The sequence below is a fragment of the Parabacteroides sp. CAG:2 genome, assembly GCF_000436315.1.
GTDB lineage: Bacteria > Bacteroidota > Bacteroidia > Bacteroidales > Tannerellaceae > Parabacteroides > Parabacteroides distasonis.
Window position 1 is genome coordinate 1 of sequence record NZ_FR885309.1, and the last position, 20,654, is coordinate 20,654.

General features: G+C 46.6%; 15 protein-coding genes, 1 tRNA gene and 1 pseudogene. 9 read left to right on the forward strand and 8 right to left on the reverse strand.

From position 1 onward, the window contains the following. Window positions 1–1,171 precede the first annotated feature (1,171 nt). Window positions 1,172–1,259, forward strand: a tRNA-Ser gene (locus QVP94_RS12370). An 80-nt stretch (window positions 1,260–1,339) separates the two neighbouring features. Here QVP94_RS12370 and QVP94_RS12375 read toward each other — a convergent pair. Continuing rightward, on the reverse strand, window positions 1,340–2,215 hold the full coding sequence (locus QVP94_RS12375; RefSeq protein WP_022192722.1) for a DMT family transporter: 876 nt from the start codon (window positions 2,213–2,215) through the stop codon (window positions 1,340–1,342). Between the two features lie 158 nt (window positions 2,216–2,373). Between QVP94_RS12375 and QVP94_RS12380 the strand changes: the two genes are divergently transcribed. Both QVP94_RS12380 and QVP94_RS12385 read left to right on the forward strand, forming a co-directional pair. Further along, window positions 2,374–3,723 carry an MATE family efflux transporter gene (locus QVP94_RS12380; protein WP_022192723.1) on the forward strand — a complete coding sequence of 450 codons (1,350 nt, stop codon included), beginning with the start codon at window positions 2,374–2,376 and terminating at the stop codon, window positions 3,721–3,723. Beyond that, window positions 3,720–4,310: a Crp/Fnr family transcriptional regulator gene (locus QVP94_RS12385; protein ID WP_009017123.1), complete on the forward strand. Its 591-nt coding sequence runs from the start codon at window positions 3,720–3,722 to the stop codon at window positions 4,308–4,310. Before QVP94_RS12380 ends, QVP94_RS12385 begins: the two co-directional genes overlap by 4 nt. Window positions 4,311–4,374: 64 nt before the next feature. Here QVP94_RS12385 and QVP94_RS12390 read toward each other — a convergent pair. From QVP94_RS12390 to QVP94_RS12400, 3 genes and pseudogenes are all read right to left on the reverse strand, one after another. Further along, window positions 4,375–4,669 (reverse strand): annotated as a pseudogene (locus tag QVP94_RS12390) (hypothetical protein); the annotation flags it as partial. Between the two features lie 237 nt (window positions 4,670–4,906). Then, a complete protein-coding gene (locus QVP94_RS12395) occupies window positions 4,907–5,866 on the reverse strand; it encodes a hypothetical protein (RefSeq protein WP_022192725.1) in 960 nt (319 codons plus the stop codon). Window positions 5,867–5,953: 87 nt separating this feature from the next. Next, complete coding sequence (locus tag QVP94_RS12400) at window positions 5,954–6,598, reverse strand: Crp/Fnr family transcriptional regulator (RefSeq protein WP_005858175.1); 645 nt, start codon at window positions 6,596–6,598, stop codon at window positions 5,954–5,956. 114 nt (window positions 6,599–6,712) lie between these two features. Between QVP94_RS12400 and hcp the strand changes: the two genes are divergently transcribed. The 4 genes from hcp to QVP94_RS12420 are packed head-to-tail and all read left to right on the forward strand — an operon-like array spanning window position 6,713 to window position 10,844. Then, window positions 6,713–8,359, forward strand: a complete 1,647-nt coding sequence (gene hcp / locus QVP94_RS12405; RefSeq protein ID WP_022192726.1) for a hydroxylamine reductase — start codon at window positions 6,713–6,715, stop codon at window positions 8,357–8,359. A gap of 55 nt (window positions 8,360–8,414) precedes the next feature. Beyond that, window positions 8,415–9,272 carry a pyridoxamine kinase gene (locus tag QVP94_RS12410; RefSeq protein WP_005858177.1) on the forward strand — a complete coding sequence of 286 codons (858 nt, stop codon included), beginning with the start codon at window positions 8,415–8,417 and terminating at the stop codon, window positions 9,270–9,272. 49 nt (window positions 9,273–9,321) lie between these two features. Continuing rightward, window positions 9,322–10,260 (forward strand): ketopantoate reductase family protein, encoded by a 939-nt coding sequence (locus QVP94_RS12415; protein ID WP_005858178.1) that lies wholly within the window; start codon window positions 9,322–9,324, stop codon window positions 10,258–10,260. An 11-nt stretch (window positions 10,261–10,271) separates the two neighbouring features. After that, the gene (locus QVP94_RS12420) at window positions 10,272–10,844 is read left to right on the forward strand and encodes a DNA-3-methyladenine glycosylase I (RefSeq protein ID WP_005858179.1); all 573 of its coding nucleotides are present in this window, start codon (window positions 10,272–10,274) and stop codon (window positions 10,842–10,844) included. A gap of 74 nt (window positions 10,845–10,918) precedes the next feature. On the opposite strand, the gene QVP94_RS12425 is transcribed toward QVP94_RS12420, so the two are convergent. Further along, window positions 10,919–11,896: a type I phosphomannose isomerase catalytic subunit gene (locus QVP94_RS12425; RefSeq protein WP_005866237.1), complete on the reverse strand. Its 978-nt coding sequence runs from the start codon at window positions 11,894–11,896 to the stop codon at window positions 10,919–10,921. Window positions 11,897–11,918: 22 nt separating this feature from the next. After that, on the reverse strand, window positions 11,919–13,937 hold the full coding sequence (locus QVP94_RS12430; protein ID WP_022192727.1) for an alpha amylase C-terminal domain-containing protein: 2,019 nt from the start codon (window positions 13,935–13,937) through the stop codon (window positions 11,919–11,921). A 98-nt stretch (window positions 13,938–14,035) separates the two neighbouring features. Here QVP94_RS12430 and QVP94_RS12435 point away from each other — a divergent pair, with 98 nt between their 5' ends. Both QVP94_RS12435 and QVP94_RS12440 read left to right on the forward strand, forming a co-directional pair. After that, window positions 14,036–16,324: a cation:proton antiporter gene (locus QVP94_RS12435; RefSeq protein WP_008779573.1), complete on the forward strand. Its 2,289-nt coding sequence runs from the start codon at window positions 14,036–14,038 to the stop codon at window positions 16,322–16,324. Between the two features lie 29 nt (window positions 16,325–16,353). Beyond that, window positions 16,354–16,938, forward strand: a complete 585-nt coding sequence (locus QVP94_RS12440; protein ID WP_022192728.1) for a nitroreductase family protein — start codon at window positions 16,354–16,356, stop codon at window positions 16,936–16,938. Between the two features lie 2 nt (window positions 16,939–16,940). Here QVP94_RS12440 and QVP94_RS12445 read toward each other — a convergent pair whose 3' ends face one another. Together QVP94_RS12445 and QVP94_RS12450 are read right to left on the reverse strand one after the other, a co-directional pair. Further along, the gene (locus QVP94_RS12445) at window positions 16,941–19,922 is read right to left on the reverse strand and encodes an SbcC/MukB-like Walker B domain-containing protein (protein ID WP_022192729.1); all 2,982 of its coding nucleotides are present in this window, start codon (window positions 19,920–19,922) and stop codon (window positions 16,941–16,943) included. Next, the coding region (locus tag QVP94_RS12450) for an exonuclease SbcCD subunit D (RefSeq protein ID WP_288213266.1) at window positions 19,919–20,654 on the reverse strand (736 nt) is incomplete at its 5' end. The genes QVP94_RS12450 and QVP94_RS12445, both read right to left, overlap by 4 nt.

The following is a 20,654-nucleotide window of genomic DNA, read 5'->3' on the forward strand; positions in this document are numbered from 1 at the left end:
GTTCCCGGGGTTCGAATCCCTGTCTTTCCGCAGAACCTACTGAACAAAACAAGAGAGTAAGTGGACAAAAACCTACAAATCGCTGATTTGTAGGTTTTTTATTGCCTATAAGTCTTGTGTCCAATGCCTTATCAGAAGAAAATTCGGCTCACCTGATAATCAGTGGGGGTATCTTCAGGCTCATCTATATTTCAGCCGGCAACCTAAGACAAGTCGACCTACAGAAATATAGAAGTCGGCCAACAGATGAGATCATGGGATAACCATTGCCATATAAATCGCTGTCTTATATCCTGTTAATCAACAGGCCAACTCACTTGAGAAAGGCTTCCCAAGTGAATAACTAACCACTTCCAGACTCGTAAGCTTACGGCTACCCCCAGCCGTAAGTTATTCACTTGACAAGCCGTAAGTTATTCACCTGACAAGGCATAAATTATACATTAACCGTCTCTTCCCCGATGGTTATCGGGAAATGGCAGAGGAACTATAGATACAAGTGGCCCATTTGTCTTTTTGACAACTTGTAATCTGAAGTCCCGGAGAATCGATTATTCCGTACCTAAGTGAGTCTCGCTTCCCAATTCGAGAGAAAAAAACAGCAATTCTCTATTTGATAGCTGTTTGCTGAAAAACGGCCTTTCGTTCCAGTCGAAATAATTCACCCTAGTTCATGTTTTACGGTCGTTAGGCGGTAATAATGCCCAACGCTACCGCATGTGAGGGCCGATACCTATATATGTGTAGGCTTACGCCACTATATGTGTAGCTTGACGCGACTATATGTGTGGGTTGACACTGCTATATGTGTGAGTTGATACAGCTATATGTGTAGGTTGATACGTATATATTCGTTAAAAAGCGACGTTTATCGTGTTAAAAAGCGGTTGTGGCAGCTTGTTCGCGCTCCCCGTTTACGCTCGTTGGCTTTTATAGCCAGAGAGCCGTGTCGTGAAAAAGAAGGCATTTCAATCAAAAAGATACCATTCATCGCGTTAAGCTGACATCCGCGATTCTTGTTTTATCCCTTTGAATTAACTCTGTTCCCAATAAATATCGGGTGAGCCAAGTAATCGCATCCAGACATTGCATCTCTATGTAAATTCGCAAGCGAAACTCTTGCATAATCAAAAAAAATCAATACCTTTGCACCCGGTTTCAACAAGACCTTGGAGAGATGCTCGAGTGGTTGAAGAGGCACGCCTGGAAAGCGTGTAAACCCCTAAAGGGTTTCGCGGGTTCGAATCCCGCTCTCTCCGCAGAACTAACCAGACAATAAACAGCTAAGTCCCACAAATCCAACGATTTGTGGGACTTTTTAGATTTTTTGTTACCTACACTAAATCTTCTTGTTTGATCGAATAACACTTAGTGTTTGTAAGATGACAGACAATATTATTACCCCTAGCCCTATATAAAAAGCGGCGTTCAACTCTTTAGCCTCACTAAAAAGAAGCATAGCCAAGATAATGCTATAAATAGGTTCCAGATTATAACTCAAGTTTATCGTGAACGCAGAGATCTTTTTCAGGACTTGTATCTGAAGTAAATACAAACCAATCGTACAAACAGAAGCTAAAAGCAATAAATAAGTAAAATCTAATAGCCCGGGAACAATCGTCGATACAGGAAAATATCGCAAATAGAACGGTAAAATACAGGAAAGCCCGATAAAGCCACCTACCATTTCATACAAGAGCATGGTACTTGTTGAATAATTATTTCCGATCTTCTTATTCGTGATCGTGAACAAAGCCGCTAAAGCGGATGATATAATACCCAAACCTATTCCTAAACGATAGCGAGTATCGAAATGGAAAATCAGTACCACCCCGAATAAAGTCAACAAACTAAAAACAACCTCCTTGAAAGACACTCTATGACAATTAATCAATGGCTCTAGAAAAGCCGTAAAGAAACCTACCAGAGAAAAACAAACCACTCCAATAGACACATTCGAAGCCTTTATACTTCCATAAAAGAAAACCCAATGCAATCCCAGCAATAACCCTACTCCCCCTATTCTCAAGGCATCCCCGAAAGAAATTCGATTCAATCTTTTGCTGACGGATAAAACGAGTAAAAACAACAAAGACGCAAGCATCATACGATACCAGACCAATAGGGCTTCATTCAAGCTAATCAATTTTCCAAATATGCCCGTCGCACCTGCCAAAATAATAGATATATGCAGTTTTATAAATGCGTCTTTCACTATGTCACTATTCTATTTAATTATGGACAAATGTACAAAGGAAATATAAGCTATCGAATTCAAACTTGATAAATACTCCGTTTTTTACCCTAATGGTAACTTTTTTCTAAATAGAGAAGCCTACTTTTGTGCCGCAAAAATAAAAAGAAAAGAAACTGATGATGCAAGACAGTATTGATTTTGGAACAATGAACATTCCGAAGTTGTTCCGTATGATGTTTATCCCTACCTTATTAGGTATGATCCTTTCCGCCACTATTAATATCGCCGATGGAATATTCGTAGGAAGAGGCGTAGGAAATGACGCCTTGGCTGCGGTAAATATCGTGGCTCCTTTTTTCATGTTAGCAACCGGAATCGGGCTTATGTTCGGAGTAGGCGCATCTATCGTCGCCTCGATCCACCTTTCACACCAGAAAGTTAAGGTAGCGAATATTAATATCACGCAAGCGCTTTCGGTCTCATTATGTATTATGTTATCGCTTTCCTTGTTAGTGATGACATTCCGTGCTGAGGTCGCTCTTTTATTGGGTAGTTCCGAGCAATTATTGCCCTCCGTATTGGAATATATGAACTGGATCGTCCCGTTCCTTGCCTTTTACATGTTATTGAATATCGGGTTATTCATTATCCGGTTAGACGGATCACCTACATACGCCATGTTATGCAGCGCTATCCCGGCCCTGATAAACCTAACATTAGACTATATTTTCGTTTTCCCATTGCATTGGGGATTAATGGGAGCCGCTTTAGCTTCCGCTATTTCCGTAATCGTAGGAAGTATTATGATCGTGGTTTATATCGTAGGTTTTTCTAAAGTATTACATCTTTACCGCCCTAAATTCTCGATTAAAAGTATCTTATTGACAATCCGCAATATCGGATACATGGTAAAGCTTGGTTCTTCCGCATTCTTAACTGAGGCAGCTATCGCTTGTATGATGCTGGTGGGTAATTATATATTCATGAGATACCTTGGGGAAGACGGGGTTGCCGCCTATAGTGTAGCCTGTTATTGCTTTCCTATCGTATTCATGGTGAACAATGCGATCGCCCAGTCTACCCAGCCGATCATAAGCTACAACTATGGCATACAGCAGTGGAAAAGAGTACGGCAGGCGTTTAAGTTAGCCCTGCTATGCGCTGTCGTGTGCGGAGGACTCGCCTGCGTGGGTACTATTTTATTCTGCCCGGAAGTCTCCTCCTTATTTCTCGGTAATCATGGCAACGCTTACGAGATAGCAATCTCCGGTATTCCCTATTTTTCTTTGGGATATGTCTTTTTCGCTCTCAATATCGTTTGTATCGGGTACTACCAGAGCATAGAACGTTTCAAACCCGCTACGCTATTCACTATTCTACGAGGAATCGTGATTATCACCCTAAGTTTCATGTACCTACCTGTTGTCTGCGGAATTAAAGGTATTTGGCTGGCCGTACCTTTGTCGGAATTAATTACTTTTGTAATCATTGTGGTATACTATCTATTGAAACGTACAAGAGCATGAAAGAGGAAGTTCGCCAGAAAGTGATGGAACGGTTTTCAATCTCTGAGCAGGCCATGCGGTTATTGCTGGAAAGCGCAGAGATGATGTCGTTTGTCCCTAAAGATATAATCGTACATGAAGGTGAGATAAACACGAATATGTATATCTTATCCAAGGGAATCTGGCGGGCTTATACATTTAAAGATGGGACGGAAGATACCTTTTGGTTCGCCGTGGAGAGCGAGATCGCACTCCCGGTATGGGGATATACTTCCGGCTCTCCTTCTCTTTATACCATAGAAGCCGTTACGGAAAGCGAGGCGTATTGCCTATCCAAACAGAAACTAGAAATCCTATTTCAATCCTCCGTGCAATTAGCAAATATCGGAAGAAGGATTCTAGAGAATTTTATGCTTGAGATCGAGACTTCATGGTTAAGTTCTTACAAACGAACCGCCATTGAACGTTACGCCATTCTATTGGACAAGCAGCCCGAAATCATCCAATCCGTCCCCCTAAAATATATAGCTTCTTATCTAGGTGTCACGGCTCAATCCTTAAGTAGAATCCGGGCGAAATTAACTAGTTCTTTAACCTTTATCGTGTAAAGCCTCTTCATTTTTATAACGCATCGATAACCAACCTCTGACTTTTCATAAAGTCAATACGTTAAATCCGTAAATAACGATCAATAATCTCATAATAACTTTCTATCGCATTAGCGGATCGGAGCAAGTTCATATCGAAAGTCACTCTATTATACAAGTGATTACCTATGATCTGATCCCAACTTACAGGAAATTTGCGCAACCTCATCAATCGTAAAAGCGACCTCCCCACGAAGCCTGCGGTACACCGCCTCTCTCCCGATACATAAAGTATCCGTCAAGAAATTAGCAAGATTTTGTCCGGGAGGAAGCCTATCTTTCATTGCGGTTATCAATTCATTTACAATACTATCTTTCATTGCCTTATACCTTATTTCCAACTATTAATATTCCTTGATACATTTGGCAAATGTAAAACATGTAAACGATAGTTTTGTACGATAAAGCAAGCCTATGAGAATTGTTCCTTTTCTAATTAAAGCAAACACAGACAGAAAAAGATAGAAAACGAAATTAAACTAAAAAAGCACCTATAAATTTCGAATCGCGCAATCGGAATATCTAGGTTGTTTCATTTATCGAAACAGATTCAAACCCTAAAGCGTATTTATAATCTCCCTTTGTCTATTGAAAAACTGGATACGTTGCATCTCTCCACTCTCGGAGATCATGGTAGAGAACTTTTTTAAAGATTGAATCCAGTCTTTCAAGCTATTAAACATCTCAGTATCCTGTGTCGTAATAGAATTTATCGAGTAAACCCGTATCATACTTAACTGCAAAGAACTTGTTTCCAGATAACTATACGTAGCCTCAAAGTTAATATGCGATACATAAATTCGTACACTATTGCCAGCCTCGGTCTTTCCTCTCATGGCAAGTTCTTCCAATTCATCCACCAACACTAATAACTCCTCTTTGATACGTTGTATATCCTCACAGGAAATAAGATGGATATCGGAGAAATATTTAATGTCATTGACCAAATGATGGAAGATCATATTATCCCAAATATAATCCGTAGAATGGATATACTGTGTCAACGATACAAATTCTCTTTGGGTATCAACCAGTTTTTCCGGTATCTTCAGATTCTCAAAATGATTGCATTGGATATGCTTATTCTGATACATCCACTTAAATAAACGAAACTTTGACAAAAGGTCATGCTTCAAATAAAGGGTCTGAGGAATAGTATTGGAAGAGGTACCCAAAGCCGTAGTAGGATCATCCTGAAAGGCCCTAAAGATCTTCACATATCTAGACAAGATCGTAAAATAAGCATTAAAAGGATCATCGTGATCTACCACATTCAAGTCGAACACGGCATTGGCACCAAAACTAACCCCTACTATTTTATCCAATGACACACCCAATTTCCTTGAGATAAGAGCAGCCTCTTCCAAGGTGAAAGGAACCTCGCCACGTAAGCGCCTATAAATGGCTTCTCTGCCAATATAAAGGGTATCCATCAACAGATTCGCCAAATTTGTCTTAGGGGGAAGTTTTTCTTTTAAAGCTTCAATCAAGCCTGTATTTAATTCATTTATCATCATAACCATGTCGAATGAAAAATCATCTACTCTAGTAACATATATAGAGAGGGAGTTGTTTCGAGAACAAGTACATTCGTAGATGGATTTTCAAAGCACGTAGCTTTTCAGCTTATTCATATCAACTATTTTCCCTTCCCGGGAAATAGCCCCTTCCTCTATCATTTCCGAGAAACTACGGGCCAATGAAGGACGAGCCACTCCAAAATATTCCGAAAGCTCTGTTTGATTACGATCCTGCTTATAATGATCCCCTTGAATACGTTTAAGTATATAGTAAGCCAGTTTACCTTTAATGGTCTTAATCGATAATAATTGAAGACGTTCAGAAAGAAATTGTGTTCGGTTGGCGTTAAAAGCCATATAGCTTTGAAGAAAATGCTCGTTTGTCGCCAGCAAACGCATCACCGCACTCTTAGGTATTAAAATAATCTCGCATTCCTCCAAGGCGATAACATCTACCGGGAAGCGATTATTTTCCGCAAACAAAAATGCGGAGGCCAAAGGAGTAGGCGCCGATAAAGTCTCCACTTCCAGAATTGTCCCGCTTTCGGTGATCATCTCAGTCTTTACCCGTCCTTTACTCAATAGATAAAGCGAAGATAAGGCATCTCCCTGACGAGCCACCCAGTCACCTTTCTTAAACGACCTTGTCGAATAATCCAACGAACTGAAAAGAGCGGTTTGCTCTTCCTCAGACAATTTTCCGCAAATAGGACACAAACTCAGATTCATAAAACTTCCTTTTGCGGATAAAGATAAAGAAAATAATCAAAGAGTGTAACAACTGTTACAGATTAAACGACCTTCTCCCCCCTACATTCGCGATAAACTTTAAAAATAAAAGCTATGTTCTGTTATCAATGTCAAGAAACCGCCCAAGGAAAGGGCTGCACATTAAAAGGTGTATGTGGTAAGACCGCCGAAGTGGCCGGATTACAAGATTTACTGATGTACTTAATGAAGGGAATCTCCAAATTAACAACGACTTTACGCAAACAAGGCGTGGAATCATCCACGGCCAATAAGTTTATCGTAGACGGACTTTTCATGACCATCACAAACGCCAATTTCGATTCATCCAGGTTCGTCTCAAAGATCAAGGAAGCCTATCAGCTACGGGAGAACCTTCTCAACGAATTGCATCGACTGGGAATCCATCTTTCCTTAACCTGCGACTGTCTGACTTGGAAATCGGATAAAGTAGAGGAAATGGAGGTCAAAGCGAAAGAAGTAGGTATTCTTGCCACAGAAAACGAGGATATCCGTTCTCTATGCGAATTACTCACTTATGGGGTTAAAGGTATGGCCGCCTACGTGGAGCACGCTTACAACCTAGGTTTCGAGGATACCAGCCTCTATGCCTTTATGCAAGATGCCTTGGTAGCGACGACTCGATCAGACCTGACTGTCGCCGATTTAACCCAATGGGTACTCACCTGCGGCGAATACGGAGTAAAAGCCATGGCCTTATTAGATAAAGCGAATACTTCCACCTATGGTAACCCGGAAATTACGAAAGTGAATATCGGCGTAGGAAAGAACCCGGGTATACTTATCAGCGGGCACGACTTGAGAGACATTCAAGACTTGCTGGAACAAACCGAAGGTACAGGCGTAGATGTCTATACACATGGCGAGATGCTTCCTGCACATTATTACCCGGCTTTCAAGAAGTATAAGCATTTTGTAGGAAACTACGGTAGCGCCTGGTGGAAACAAACATCCGATTTCGAGACATTCAACGGAGTTATCCTGTTTACGACCAACTGCCTTGTCCCTCCCCGTTCTTCCGCCACTTATGCCGATCGGGTCTATACGACCGGCTCTACCGGGTTCGAAGGATTCCCACATATCGCCGATCGTAAGCCCGGAGGCTCTAAGGATTTCTCTGCGTTAATCGAACACGCAAAGAAATGCGCCCCTCCAACGGAAATCGAACATGGGGAAATCATCGGTGGATTCGCTCATGAACAGGTATTCCAATTAGCCGACAAGGTTATCGATGCCGTAAAATCAGGAGCGATACGTAAATTCTTTGTCATGGCAGGTTGCGACGGAAGAATGAAGAGCCGTAGCTACTATACCGAATTCGCCGAGAAATTACCGAAAGATACCGTCATATTAACCGCCGGTTGTGCCAAATATCGTTACAACAAACTGCCTTTGGGGGAGATCAGAGGTATTCCACGGGTATTAGATGCCGGACAATGTAATGACAGTTACTCATTGGTGATGATCGCCCTCAAGTTAAAAGAGATCTTCGGGCTGGATGATGTCAATGAATTACCTATCGCATACAATATCGCATGGTACGAGCAAAAAGCGGTAATCGTATTACTCGCCCTACTCTACCTAGGCGTAAAAAACATTCACTTAGGACCGACATTGCCAGCGTTCTTGTCGCCGAATGTAGCCAAAGTATTGGTCGATAATTTCGGGATCGCCGGAATAGGTAGTGTAGACGAAGACATGGAACTATTTCTAGGAAAGTAAAATAAACCTTTACCGATCCGCTCTTGTTTTCCTATCACATTTTAATCGATTCAAGATGAATAAGGAACAACAAAAAAGAGTAGCCGCCATTCATGACCTATCGGGATTCGGCAAATGTTCATTGACAGTTGCCCTCCCGATCCTCTCGGCGGCAGGAATAGAGACAAGCGCCTTACCTACGGCCATACTTTCTACACACACAGGAGGTATTCTCGGCTATACATATAGAGACTTGACGGAAGATATGCGTCCGTTCATGAAGCATTGGAAAGAATTAGATATCCGTTTCGACGCCGTCTACAGCGGCTTTCTTGGATCTTTCGAGCAATTAGATATCGTAAAAGAGTTCTTCTCCCTTTTCAAGCGGGAAGATAACCTGATTCTAGTCGATCCTGTCATGGGCGATAACGGAGAACTGTACAAGATCTTCACCCCTAAATTTGCGAAAGGAATGAGATCCCTTTGTGAAAGAGCGGATATTATCGTGCCGAACCTGACGGAGGCCGCATTATTGTTGGGCGAACCCTACCAAGCAGGTCCCTATACCAAAGCTTATATCGATGGTATTTTACATAAGCTAAGTCAGCTAGGCCCTAAGCAAGTTGTCTTGACCGGTGTCTATTTCGACGAGAAAGAACTGGGAGCCGCCACTTTCGATATGGAACGAAATGCGACAGAGTATGTTTTAACAGAGAAAATACCCGGTTATTATCATGGTACGGGAGATGTTTTCGCAAGTGCTTTACTGTCCGGTTTGTTAAATAATTTCAACTTGGAGAGATCTGCGGAAATAGCCGTTCGCTTCACGGCAGAAAGTATTCTTCGAACATTCAAGGCGCAAACGGATTATCGCTTTGGCGTGAACTTCGAACAATCCATTCCGGATTTACTAAAAGAACTGAAACTGATATAAATGAGAGCCTTTTTTTTCTCATATTTGCAAATAAAAGGAATATAATAGTATGGCTAAATTAAGAATAGCGTTTTCTGGTATCGGTGCGGTGGGTGGTTATTACGGAGGTATGGTCGCCGCCCGCTATCAAGGAACAATAAAAGCAGATATCTTTTTTATCGCCCGTGGAGAAAATCTAAAGGCTATCCGTGAAAAAGGTTTACAAATGCAACTAGGCATCCGGACAATCCATACGGCTCCGGCACTAGCCACCGATAATCCCGCCGAGATAGGGCCGGTAGACTACCTTTTCTGTTGTACAAAAAGTTACGATCTAGAAGAAAACATCCAGCAGCTAAAGCCTGTTATCGGACCTAAGACCGTTATCATCCCCTTGCTAAACGGATTGGATATCGAAGAACGAATCCATAATATACTACCCGGACAAGAGGTCTGGAAAGGATGTGTTTATATCGGTTCCCGCTTGACAGAGCCGGGTGTTGTCGAGAAATTCTCCTTGAAGGAACGTATTTTCTTCGGCAACAAAGATGCAAACAAAGATAAGCAAACCGAGTTGCTTAAATTACTTATGTATGCCCGGTTAAACGCTTTTAATCCAGCGGATATAGACCTACGCATCTGGAAGAAATTCTTCATGATCTCTACGGCGGCTACGGCTACGAGTTTCTTCAACCAGCCCATTGATGAAGTACTAGCCCAACATATTGATCTATTCATCGCTTTGGGTACGGAATTAAAAAGCGTAGCGGAGGCTATGGGAGTCTGTTTACCCGATGACATCGTCTATACTTCCATCGAGACGCAAAAGATGATGCCGGCCGGCTCCACGACTTCCATGCATAGTGATTTTCTCGCCGGGAAAAAAACAGAGTTGGAAACATTGACCGGATATGTTATTCGTCAAGCGGAGAAGCTCGGCGTTGATGTCCCTACTTATCGATTTATGTATAACGGATTGTCTTTTTATCCCTATCCGAAAAATCAGTAATATCATACATTATGGAAGATCTAATAAACGGGCGTTGCGGTTGGTGCGGAACTGACGAGTTGTATATGGCGTACCACGATCAAGAGTGGGGAAAGTTGGTGACTGACGATAAAACACTGTTCGAGTTTCTTGTATTGGAAAGCTCTCAAGCCGGATTGAGTTGGATAACAATCCTTCGGAAGCGTGAGGGATATCGTAAGGCTTTTTGTGACTTCGACACCGAACGGGTAGCGCAAATGACCGATGAGGATGTTGAACGGTTGATGCGGTTTGAGGGTATCGTGAAAAACCGCCAGAAAATCAAATCCACAATCACAAACGCAAGGCTGTTCCTCGCCATACAAAAGGAGTTCGGCAGCTTTTACAATTACACCCTGTCATTCTTTCCCGACAGAAAACCGATTATCAACACATTCCGGTCATTGAGCGAGATCCCTGTCACGTCGCCTGAATCCGAAGCCATGAGCAAGGACATGAAGAAGAGGGGCTTCAAATTCTTCGGACCTACAATTTGTTACGCCCACCTACAGGCTTCGGGATTTATCAATGATCATCTGATAGACTGCGTTTGCAGGAAAGGATAATAAAAAGGGGATGTGTCAAAAGTCCGGTTTATTAGATTTGACACACCCCCTCATTATTATTTAGCGCATCGATCTTATTGACCGATATAAGTCTCCATGAACTTAGCGCCCGGAGCCGGAGAGATGGTTATTACCTCCGTGTCCGCAGGGATCAAGACAGTTTGACCTTGGTGTACAAAGATCTCGTTTCCTTTATTATCACGGATGGAAGCCTTGCCTGCCATACAGATATAAACGACAAAAGAATCCAGTTCCGAGAAATTACGAACCATAATCGTATCCAGATCCAAAAGGTTTGTCGTGAAATACTTACAGTCCGCCAACTCTACCGTGGCATTCGTATGACCTTTGTAGTGAGTACGGTAATCCGGATACAACGTATAATCGATCGCGTCTTTCGCCAATTCCGTATGCAGCTCACGGCCATTACCGTTCACATCTTTACGGTTGTAATCGTAAATACGATACGTGATATTACTGGTCTGCTGGATCTCGGCGATAAAACAACCCGCTCCGATCGCATGCACACGTCCCGCCGGCAAGAAGAATACATCGCCTTCATTTACGTCGTAACGTTGAAGCACATCCATGATCGTATTGTTCTCCACACGTTTCACATATTCCTCAGCGTCGATTTGCTCAGAGAAACCGGAATACAGGCCAGCGCCTTTCTCTGCCTTGATCACATACCACATCTCCGTCTTACCGAAAGAGTTGTGGCGTTTTTTCGCCAGCTCATCGTCCGGGTGAACTTGAATGGATAAATTATCACGGGCATCGATAAACTTGATAAGCAAGGGGAAAGTCGTCCCGAATCTCTCCATCACCTTCTCTCCCAGCAATTCCTTGCCATAAGAGCGGATCAACTCATCCAAAGACTTACCTTCCAACTCGCCATTATCGACGATTGAATAATTTCCCTCAACATGAGAAAGCTCCCAGCTCTCGCCTACACCATTCTCAACCGGAGTAATACCCTTAAACGGGCAGATATCTGAACCGCCCCAAATCACCTTCTTGAGGATCGGCTTAAATGTAAATGGATATAACATAACGTGTTTTGTGTATAGAGTTTTACTTTTTGACCTTCACTTTCCTTAATACGACGGCGCTACGTGCCGGGATATAAAGTTTCAGCCATTCTTTCTTTTCTTTCTTATATAACGGATCAAATTGCGTGAAATGCCTTATGGTATCATCAGCCAAGCCAAACCCCCCGAAACGGGTAGCATCGGTGTTCAATACGACCTCATATTCTCCCTTCGGAACTAAGAAACCGTAATCCGTGAACGATTTCGTCGGGCTAAAGTTGAACACAAAAACCAAGTCTTTACGCATATAAGCCAATATCTGATCGCCATCATTATCCCAAACCTTCTGGATAGGGGTATCTTGGAAATTCTTCACATCCCCGATCAATTCCAACATCTCACGGTCGAAATCGCCCAAGAAATGGTACTTCAAATCCAAGTTGTCCACCAAATCCCATTGGCGGCGAGCGTATTTATAAGACCATCCATTGCCCTCCCTCGGGAAGTCGATCCATTCCGGATGCCCGAACTCATTTCCCATGAAGTTCAGATAACCGCCATTAATAGTAGAAGCCGTAACCAAACGGATCATCTTATGCAAGGCGATACCTCTATCTACCATGAAATTATGGTCATCTTTTTGCATATGCCAATACATATCGGCGTCGATCAAGCGGAAGATGATCGTCTTATCACCCACCAAGGCTTGATCGTGGCTCTCGGCATAACTGATCGTCTTCTCATCGGCACGACGGTTCGTCGTCTCCCACCAGATCGAAGACGGATGCCAATCCTCATCCTTCTTTTCCTTGATCGTCTTGATCCAATAGTCCGGGATGTTCATGGCCATGCGATAATCAAAGCCATAACCACCATCCTCTATCTTAGCCGCCAAACCCGGCATGCCACTCACCTCCTCGGCGATCGTTATAGCGCCCGGATTCACCTCATGGATCAATTTATTGGCCAAGGTTAGATAAGCGATAGCGTCGCCATCTTGGTGGCCATTAAAATAATCGCCGTAATTACAGAAAGCCTCGCCCAAGCCATGGCTGTAGTAAAGCATGGAGGTCACGCCGTCGAAACGGAAACCATCGAACTTATACTCCTCCAGCCAGAACTTACAATTCGACAATAAGAAATGAAGCACCTCGTTCTTTCCATAATTGAAGCACAGGGAATCCCATGCCGGATGCTCACGGCGTTCGCCACTCAGGAAATATTGGTCATACGAACCGTCAAAGCGGCCTAATCCCTCCACCTCGTTCTTTACGGCGTGGCTATGTACGATGTCCATGATCACGGCGAGCCCCATCCCGTGCGCCTCGTCAATCAGTTGTTTCAACTCGTCCGGCGTACCGAAACGGGAAGAGGCGGCGAAGAAGCTACTTACGTGATAGCCGAACGATCCATAATAAGGATGTTCTTGTATAGCCATGATCTGAATGGCGTTATAACCATCCTTCGCTACACGAGGCAATATATTTTGACGGAATTCATTATACGTCCCCACCTTCTCCTCGTTGGTGCTCATACCGATATGGCACTCGTAAATCAAAAGGGGAGACTTCTTAGGTTTGAATCGTTTATTCTTGAATTTATAAGGTTTCTCCGGGTTCCATACTTGAGCGCTGAATATCTTAGATTGCTCATCTTGCACCACCCGGCGAGTCCATGCGGGAATACGTTCTCCGCTACCGCCGTCCCACTCGACCAGCAACTTAAACAAGTCCTCATGATACATCTGCGCATCGGTCAAAGCGATCTCCCATACGCCATTCGCCTTACGTTTAAGCTTGTATTTATTATCTTTCTGCCATCCGTTGAATGTTCCAATCAAATAAATAGCGGTAGCATTCGGCGCCCATTCACGGAACACCCAGCCTTTCGTGGTTTTGTGTAACCCAAAATAAAGATATCCGGAAGCCATCTCGGATAAGGTTAGTTTACCATTATTCGTCAGGCTCTTTTCTTTATCAATCACGTATTGATACCGGCCTTCTATAGCCGCCTCATAAGGGGCCAGCCACGGGTCATTTTTTATCAGATTTAGAGACTCCATGATTTATTATAATTTGGTTCTCGGCAAAGATAAAAGAAAAAAACATACCCATTGATAATATTAGGATATTTCTTATATTCGCGGTAAACCGTACAAAGATGAGCAAAGGAACAAAAAGTATAGCCTTTTACCTAATGATGATCCTCATTTTCGGTTCGCTGATGTACTTTATCGCCAAAGAAGGGGAAAGTCAGCAACTGGAAAATTCGATTGCGTCCATCCAAAACGCACCTAGTAATTTAGAAGAGGGATTTACCATATTTACTCAATTATTAGTACATAATATCGAGTCTTCCATAGGAATTCTGCTTTTACAAATCATCACGATATTGCTTACGTGCCGTTTGTTCGGTTGGTTATTCCAGAAGATCGGGCAACCCACCGTCATCGGCGAGATCGTTGCCGGAATCGTGCTAGGGCCGTCCGTATTAGGCAATTTATTCCCGGAGGCTTCCGCCTTCCTTTTCCCTGTGGAATCGTTGGTGAATATAAATATGCTGAGTCAATTCGGACTTATACTCTTTATGTTCGCTATCGGGATGGAACTTAATATCTCCGAGGTAAGGAAAAAGCTGAAAGAGACGATCTTAATCAGTCATACCAGTACGATCGTCCCCTTCTTTTTCGGTATGTTGACCGCCTATTTCGTGTACGACAAATATGCGGATAAGAGTACGCCTTTCCTCTCTTTCGCCTTGTTTATAGGTATCGCCATGAGTATTACCGCCTTTCCCGTATTGGCACGTATTATCCAAGAGAAAGGACTTACCAAGACACATTTGGGTACCATCTCGTTGGCAAGCGCAGCGAATGGGGATATCACCGCATGGTGCTTGCTAGCGGTTGTCATAGCGATCGCACAAGCGGGTTCGATGCTAAGTGCCGTTTACAACATTTTATTCTCAGTCCTTTACATAGTGTTTATGTTTTTGGCGGTGCGGCCATTCCTGCGGATGATCGGACATATTTACCACAACAAGGAGGTAATCGACAAGGGGCTAGTAGCTTTCATCTTCTTGCTATTGATCACCTCGGCTTATCTGACTGAGATATTGGGATTGCATGCCTTGTTCGGCGCTTTTATCGCAGGGGTGGTGATGCCGGGAAATGTCAAATTCCGCAAGATCATGACCGAGAAAGTAGAGGATGTATCCCTTGCTCTATTTCTTCCCTTATTCTTCGTATCTACCGGATTACGTACGGAAATAGGTCTTCTAAACAAGCCTGAGTTATGGTGGCTATGCCTTATCTTCATAGTCGTGGCCATCGCGGGAAAGTTTGGGGGAGCGATGTTCTCCGCCCGATTCGTGGGTGAGAGCTGGAAGGATAGCCTATACATAGGGGCACTCATGAACACCCGCGGGTTGATGGAGCTGGTCGTATTGACGATCGGGTACGAGATGGGGATATTGACGCCTTCCGTATTCGTGATCTTAGTGCTAATGACGCTGGTCACCACCTTTATGACAACACCGTTGGTCTCATTCATCAAATTCTGTTACCGAGCGCATGACAAGCTGATGGAGCAAAAAGAGAGAATGCCATTGGAGGGGATATTCAAGGTACTGTTGTCCTTCGGACGAGCCGGAAATGGACAGATCATGCTGGACGTAGCCTACCAGATGTTCGCCCAAGGCAAAAACAAACTGGAGCTGACGGCACTGCATTTGACGGTTGGCTCGGATGTAAACCCGCTACACACGGATAATTTTGAGGAAGTCAGCTTCGGCCCGATCCTTTACGGGGCCAAGAAGCTGGGCATTCAGATACAGACCCGCTACGAGGTATCGAACAACGCCGGAGTGGATATTTGTAGCATCGTAAACAATGAGGGGTACGATTTCCTTCTGGTCGGTTCCGGGATATCGATGAGCAACACACCGGACGATATAGCGGCAAGCCATTATCGGGCCTCGTTCTACAACCGTTATTTCAAACGCTTCAAGGCTCCGGAATCCTGGTTTTATCCGGGTGCCTTATTGAAAGACAAGACGAAGATGTTTATCGAGCAAAGCAATTGCCCGGTAGGTGTATTCGTGAACCGGAATTTCGTCAAGGCATCGAACGTAATCGTGGTCATCGACTCCGAGGAGGATTTATTCCTGTTGGGATACGCCCAGACCTTATTGAAGTCTACACACGGCTCGGCCAGCGTACTTGATAAATCCAGCAGCACGACCCCGGGGAACGAGGTGATCAAGGAAGGAATCCTGCGATTCACGGAAGACGTGAAGCAGACCACGCTTCTACGAGAGAAAGACCTTACGCCCCAGTCTTTCAACGGCTTCAACTTCATGCTGATCAGTTATAAGACATGGAACGATGTCTCCGAGCACCGGAAAGAAGCCTTGCAGAAGATGCCTTCTACGTTGATATTAAGTAAATAATCCGTTATAAACCATATAAACCCGTTTTTATGAGAATCTGTCTTTTCTTCTTGATCACCGTTTTCCTCATGGCCTGCTCCTCTACGGGGAACCAGCGGCAGGAACCGGAAAACCAGACCTTGGAAACGATACTCAATCGCAAAAGCGTACGTAAGTACAAAGATCGCCCGGTAGAAAAGGAAAAGATAGACAAACTGATACGAGCTGGAATGGCCGCCCCTTCCTCCCGTGACAGGCGACCTTGGGAATTCATTATCGTAACCGACCGGAAAGCCTTGGATGCGATGGCCGAAGGCCTTCCCTTCGCCCGGATGCTGAAAGAGACAAGGCAAGCGATCGTCGTTTGCGGCGATACGATCAAATCCTCCAACGCTTGGTTTCTGGATTGTTCCGCCGCCTCGCAAAACCTGTTACTTGCCGCCGAATCCATGGGATTGGGAGCTGTATGGACGGCTGTTTACCCCTATCCGGACCGGATCGAGATCGTCCGGAAAGAGCTTCGGCTACCGGATCATATCATGCCGTTGAACGTCATACCTGTTGGATACCCCATGCAGAAAGAGACTCCCAAAAACAAATACAACGTCCAACAGATCCATCACAATGGCTGGTAAAGCTATATGACTTCCAGATAACTCCGTCCGTTTCCCGCCCGGTTCACCCGAATCTGCACGGGAATACGTTCCGTCATTTCCTGTACGTGCGAGATAACGCCGATCTTGCGCCCTTGCGTACGCAGGCTCTCCAAGGCATCCATAGCGACCCGCAACGTCTCCGCATCCAAAGAGCCGAAGCCCTCATCGATAAACAAGCTCTCTACCTTCATCCGGTTCGAGGAGAGCGAGGACAAGCCTAGCGCCAAGGCCAGCGAGACCAAGAAAGATTCCCCTCCGGAAAGGCTATGCACGGTACGGATCTCGTCGCACATATCTTGGTCGATCACCTGCAAAGCCAAGGTATCCGGCACACGCTCCAACCGGTAACGCCGGGATAGTTGCCGCAATTGCACATTCGCGTAACTCAACAAGACATCCAAGGTGTAGCCTTGGGCGATCCTACGGAACTTGGCGCCATCCGCCGAGCCTGCCAATTCATTCAGCTTCGCCCAACGCTCGCTCACCACCCTCCGCTCCGAGAGCTCTTGCTGGAAGCCGGCTATCTTCCGCTTATTCTCCTCGTGCGTACGCAGACGGAAACTACATTCAGACTTTTGGGCCGTCATTTCCGACAGAGATTCCTCCAGCGTCTTCCCCTCGGAGTTCTCTTGATAGGCGACCATCCAGTTATCCAGCTCCTGCCGGCGTGCGGAAAGGAGACCGGAAGTCTCCGCCAGATCCTTCTTGATCTGTTCCGTAATCCCCCGGTATTGCTCCACCTCGCCGGCGTGCTTCGTCGTACTCTCTTGCAGCTGCTTCAAATGGTTCTTCAAGGCTTCCACCCGTTCGTGGAAGGTACGTTCCACTTGGTCGGCGGGCTGGCCTCCCAGCAGGAGATTCCGCTCCGAACGCAAACGGGTATAGGATTGATTCTTCTCGTCGTAGGCTTTCGCGGCGTCCTCGTACTGCTTACGCAAGGGAGGGAGGAAAGCCTCGTACGACTCCCGTTCCGCTTTATAGGCGCTCCGCTCCCGTTCCAGTTCCCGCAAGCGTTCCCCGTTGGCTTGCCACTGGCGGGCGAAATCCGTCAAGGTCTCCCGGAAGCTTTCCGGGTCCTTGTTCCAGCCCGTCTGCCATGCGTCGTTCCCGAACAGGGCGTTGGCGGCGGATAGGGATTGGGACAGCTTCTCCTGCTGCTCCCGCTTATCCAGTTCTTCCCGGTCGATTTGCTCGGACAGGGATTGTAGCTGGTTCCTTAATTCTGTCCGTGCGTTCTCGTCTGCGGCGATTTGTTTATGCAGCTCCAATTCTTTCTGTTGCAGGGCGGCGAGTTGTTTCCCGCAGGCCTCCTGCCGTTCTTTCCGGTCGAGAAGCCGCTTGAGGCGCAGGGTAGCTTCCGAGATGTGATCCGCCAAGGCCAACAGACGCTCATGCGCCTCGTGAGAGGCGAAAGGATGCTCAAGGCTTCCGCAGACCGGGCAAGGCGTTCCGGCGGTCAGCTTATCCCGCAGGCTTTTGATATCGCCAGTCGTCACGAACTGGGCTTGCTCCAACAATAAACGCTCCCGTTCCGTACGGCAGGTCTCGATCGATCGATCCAAAGCCTCCGGTTCCAATTCCTTGAGGGCAAGCGCTACGGACTTCCGCTCTTCCTCGATCTTTACCTGTTCCTTGGCGTGCGTCTCCGCTTCCCGCCGCAAGGATTGCCTCAGAACCTCCAACCGCTGAATTTTCTGTCGGATAGTTAGCAAGGCCTTGTCCGACCGCTCGACTGCCCGGCGAGCCGTAAGGCTGGTATCCAGATGGATCAACAAGGCCGACAGTTGCTCGGCGATCCCCTCCTTGCCCCGGTAGCGTTCACGCCACGCCGTCAGCTTGTCCCATTCCTCCGAGGCTTTCTTCTGCCGCTCTTCCACCTTCCTGAGTTTCTCTTCCGCCTCCTGCTTCCGCCGGGAGAACTCTTTCATCCGTTCATCGGCCTCGGAGCGGGCTTTCAAGGCCGATTCCAGTTGCACGTCCAATTTCCGGGCCTGCTGCAATTCCAGTCGCAAACTCTTTGATTCCTCATCCGTCCTCGCCAATCGCACCTCTCCTTGCTCATACTCCTTCCTTGAGGTTTCCAGCGATGCCAACGCCCGTTCCAAGAAACGGGCGTTCTCCTCCCGCTGTTTTTCCTTCGAGGCGATCTGGACCTCGGCCGCTTTCACGGCCTCCCGCAAGCTTTGCCGCTCGACCCTCGCCTTCTCCAGGCGGGCCAGCTCCACCTCCAAGACCGAAAGGCGGGTTTGGGAGGCTTCCACCTCCTCCTCCGATAGAAGCTCTATGCCTTGTACGCGGGCGTATAGCTGCTCGTAGGCCTCCTTCGCCTCGGTGTTCTTGGCGAAGATCCGGCGGGAGATCTCCGAGTATTGCTCCGTACCGGTCAGTTTTTCCAGCAAGGAGGCCTTCTCGCCCTGCTCCGCTTTCAGGAAGGTAGAGAAATCGTTCTGGGCCAAGAGTACCGAGCGGGTGAACTGATCGAAAGTCAGGCCGATCAGCTCGATGATACGGGCTTGCAGGTCCTTGTTGGTTCCCGGCTCCTCTTTACCGGCATCTATATTATATAATGTAAGGCGAGCGGCCTGCAAACGTCCACTCTCCTTCTCCCGGGCCCGGGATACGGACCAGCGGGCGCGATACCGACACCCGTTCAGCGCCACGAAATCCACCTCGGCGTAGCCCGAGGCCGTCCCGCGGCGCAAGAGGAAGCGGGGGTCGCTTTGCGGCAACACCTCCTCTTGCACGTCCCTCAGCCGCACGTTATTCTCCCTCGCCAGCTCCGTTCGCGGCGTACGGGAGAAAAGGGCGAGGCACATGGCATCCAGCAACGTGGATTTTCCCGCCCCCGTAGGCCCGGATATAGCGAAGATACCCGCCGAAGCCAAAGGCTCTTCCGTAAAATCAATGGAAAACTCTCCTTCCAGCGACGCCAGATTGCGTCCTCTGATCGCCAGCACTCTCATAAAACAACCTCCCTCATCACCTCGTCAAACAATGTCTCTATCTCCTCGGGCAACTCGCCTCCGTATTTCACGGCAAACGTATGCCTCAGCATATCCAGCGGGGCTATCTTTTGCAAATCATTATACGATAAGGCCCTCTCCTCCGCCTCCCCTTCCCGCCGGGGATACGAAGGAACGATGGAGGTGAGGCGGACCGCCTTCCCGACCAACGCCTCCTCTACCCGATGGCGGAACGTAGGGTCCGGCTCCGTCAGCAGGACCCGTATCTCCACGTAAGGCCAGCGGCTCTCGTCCTCCCTGCCCTCCTCCGGCTCCGGAAGCCCGGCGAGGCATCGCAAGACCTCCTCCGGTGGTAACGGGCTGTCCGGTATACGCAGCAAGTCCGCAACTCTTGGGATCTCGATCGCCTCGATACCAGCGACCTTCCCCTCCTCGACCGCTACGGCTATCACTTGATGCCGGTAATTCTTCTCCGAGAACGACATGGGAAGCGGGCTTCCGGCGTAACGTACCGCCTCGCGCCCGCCGATCCGTTGCGCTTTATGGATATGCCCCAGCGCCGTATAAGCGATCCCGGCGTCGAAGGTATCCGCGGATACGGACTCCAGACCTCCCATGATGGCGCGCTCGCTCCGGTCGTCGTCCGACAACTCGGCTCCGGTAGCGTGGAGGTGTCCCAAGGCTACGATCGCCTCGCCGGGATTCCTCCGGGCATCCGCATAAGCGTAGAGC

Bases quoted from the DNA above. Each gene is read 5' to 3' on its own strand.
- QVP94_RS12380 (WP_022192723.1), top strand. From the start codon at position 2,374: ATGATGCAAGACAGTATTGATTTTGGAACAATGAACATTCCGAAGTTG.
- QVP94_RS12385 (WP_009017123.1), top strand. From the start codon at position 3,720: ATGAAAGAGGAAGTTCGCCAGAAAGTGATGGAACGGTTTTCAATCTCT.
- QVP94_RS12395 (WP_022192725.1), bottom strand. From the start codon at position 5,866: ATGATGATAAATGAATTAAATACAGGCTTGATTGAAGCTTTAAAAGAA.
- QVP94_RS12400 (WP_005858175.1), bottom strand. From the start codon at position 6,598: ATGAATCTGAGTTTGTGTCCTATTTGCGGAAAATTGTCTGAGGAAGAG.
- hcp (WP_022192726.1), top strand. From the start codon at position 6,713: ATGTTCTGTTATCAATGTCAAGAAACCGCCCAAGGAAAGGGCTGCACA.
- QVP94_RS12410 (WP_005858177.1), top strand. From the start codon at position 8,415: ATGAATAAGGAACAACAAAAAAGAGTAGCCGCCATTCATGACCTATCG.
- QVP94_RS12415 (WP_005858178.1), top strand. From the start codon at position 9,322: ATGGCTAAATTAAGAATAGCGTTTTCTGGTATCGGTGCGGTGGGTGGT.
- QVP94_RS12420 (WP_005858179.1), top strand. From the start codon at position 10,272: ATGGAAGATCTAATAAACGGGCGTTGCGGTTGGTGCGGAACTGACGAG.
- QVP94_RS12425 (WP_005866237.1), bottom strand. From the start codon at position 11,896: ATGTTATATCCATTTACATTTAAGCCGATCCTCAAGAAGGTGATTTGG.
- QVP94_RS12430 (WP_022192727.1), bottom strand. From the start codon at position 13,937: ATGGAGTCTCTAAATCTGATAAAAAATGACCCGTGGCTGGCCCCTTAT.
- QVP94_RS12435 (WP_008779573.1), top strand. From the start codon at position 14,036: ATGAGCAAAGGAACAAAAAGTATAGCCTTTTACCTAATGATGATCCTC.
- QVP94_RS12440 (WP_022192728.1), top strand. From the start codon at position 16,354: ATGAGAATCTGTCTTTTCTTCTTGATCACCGTTTTCCTCATGGCCTGC.
- QVP94_RS12445 (WP_022192729.1), bottom strand. From the start codon at position 19,922: ATGAGAGTGCTGGCGATCAGAGGACGCAATCTGGCGTCGCTGGAAGGA.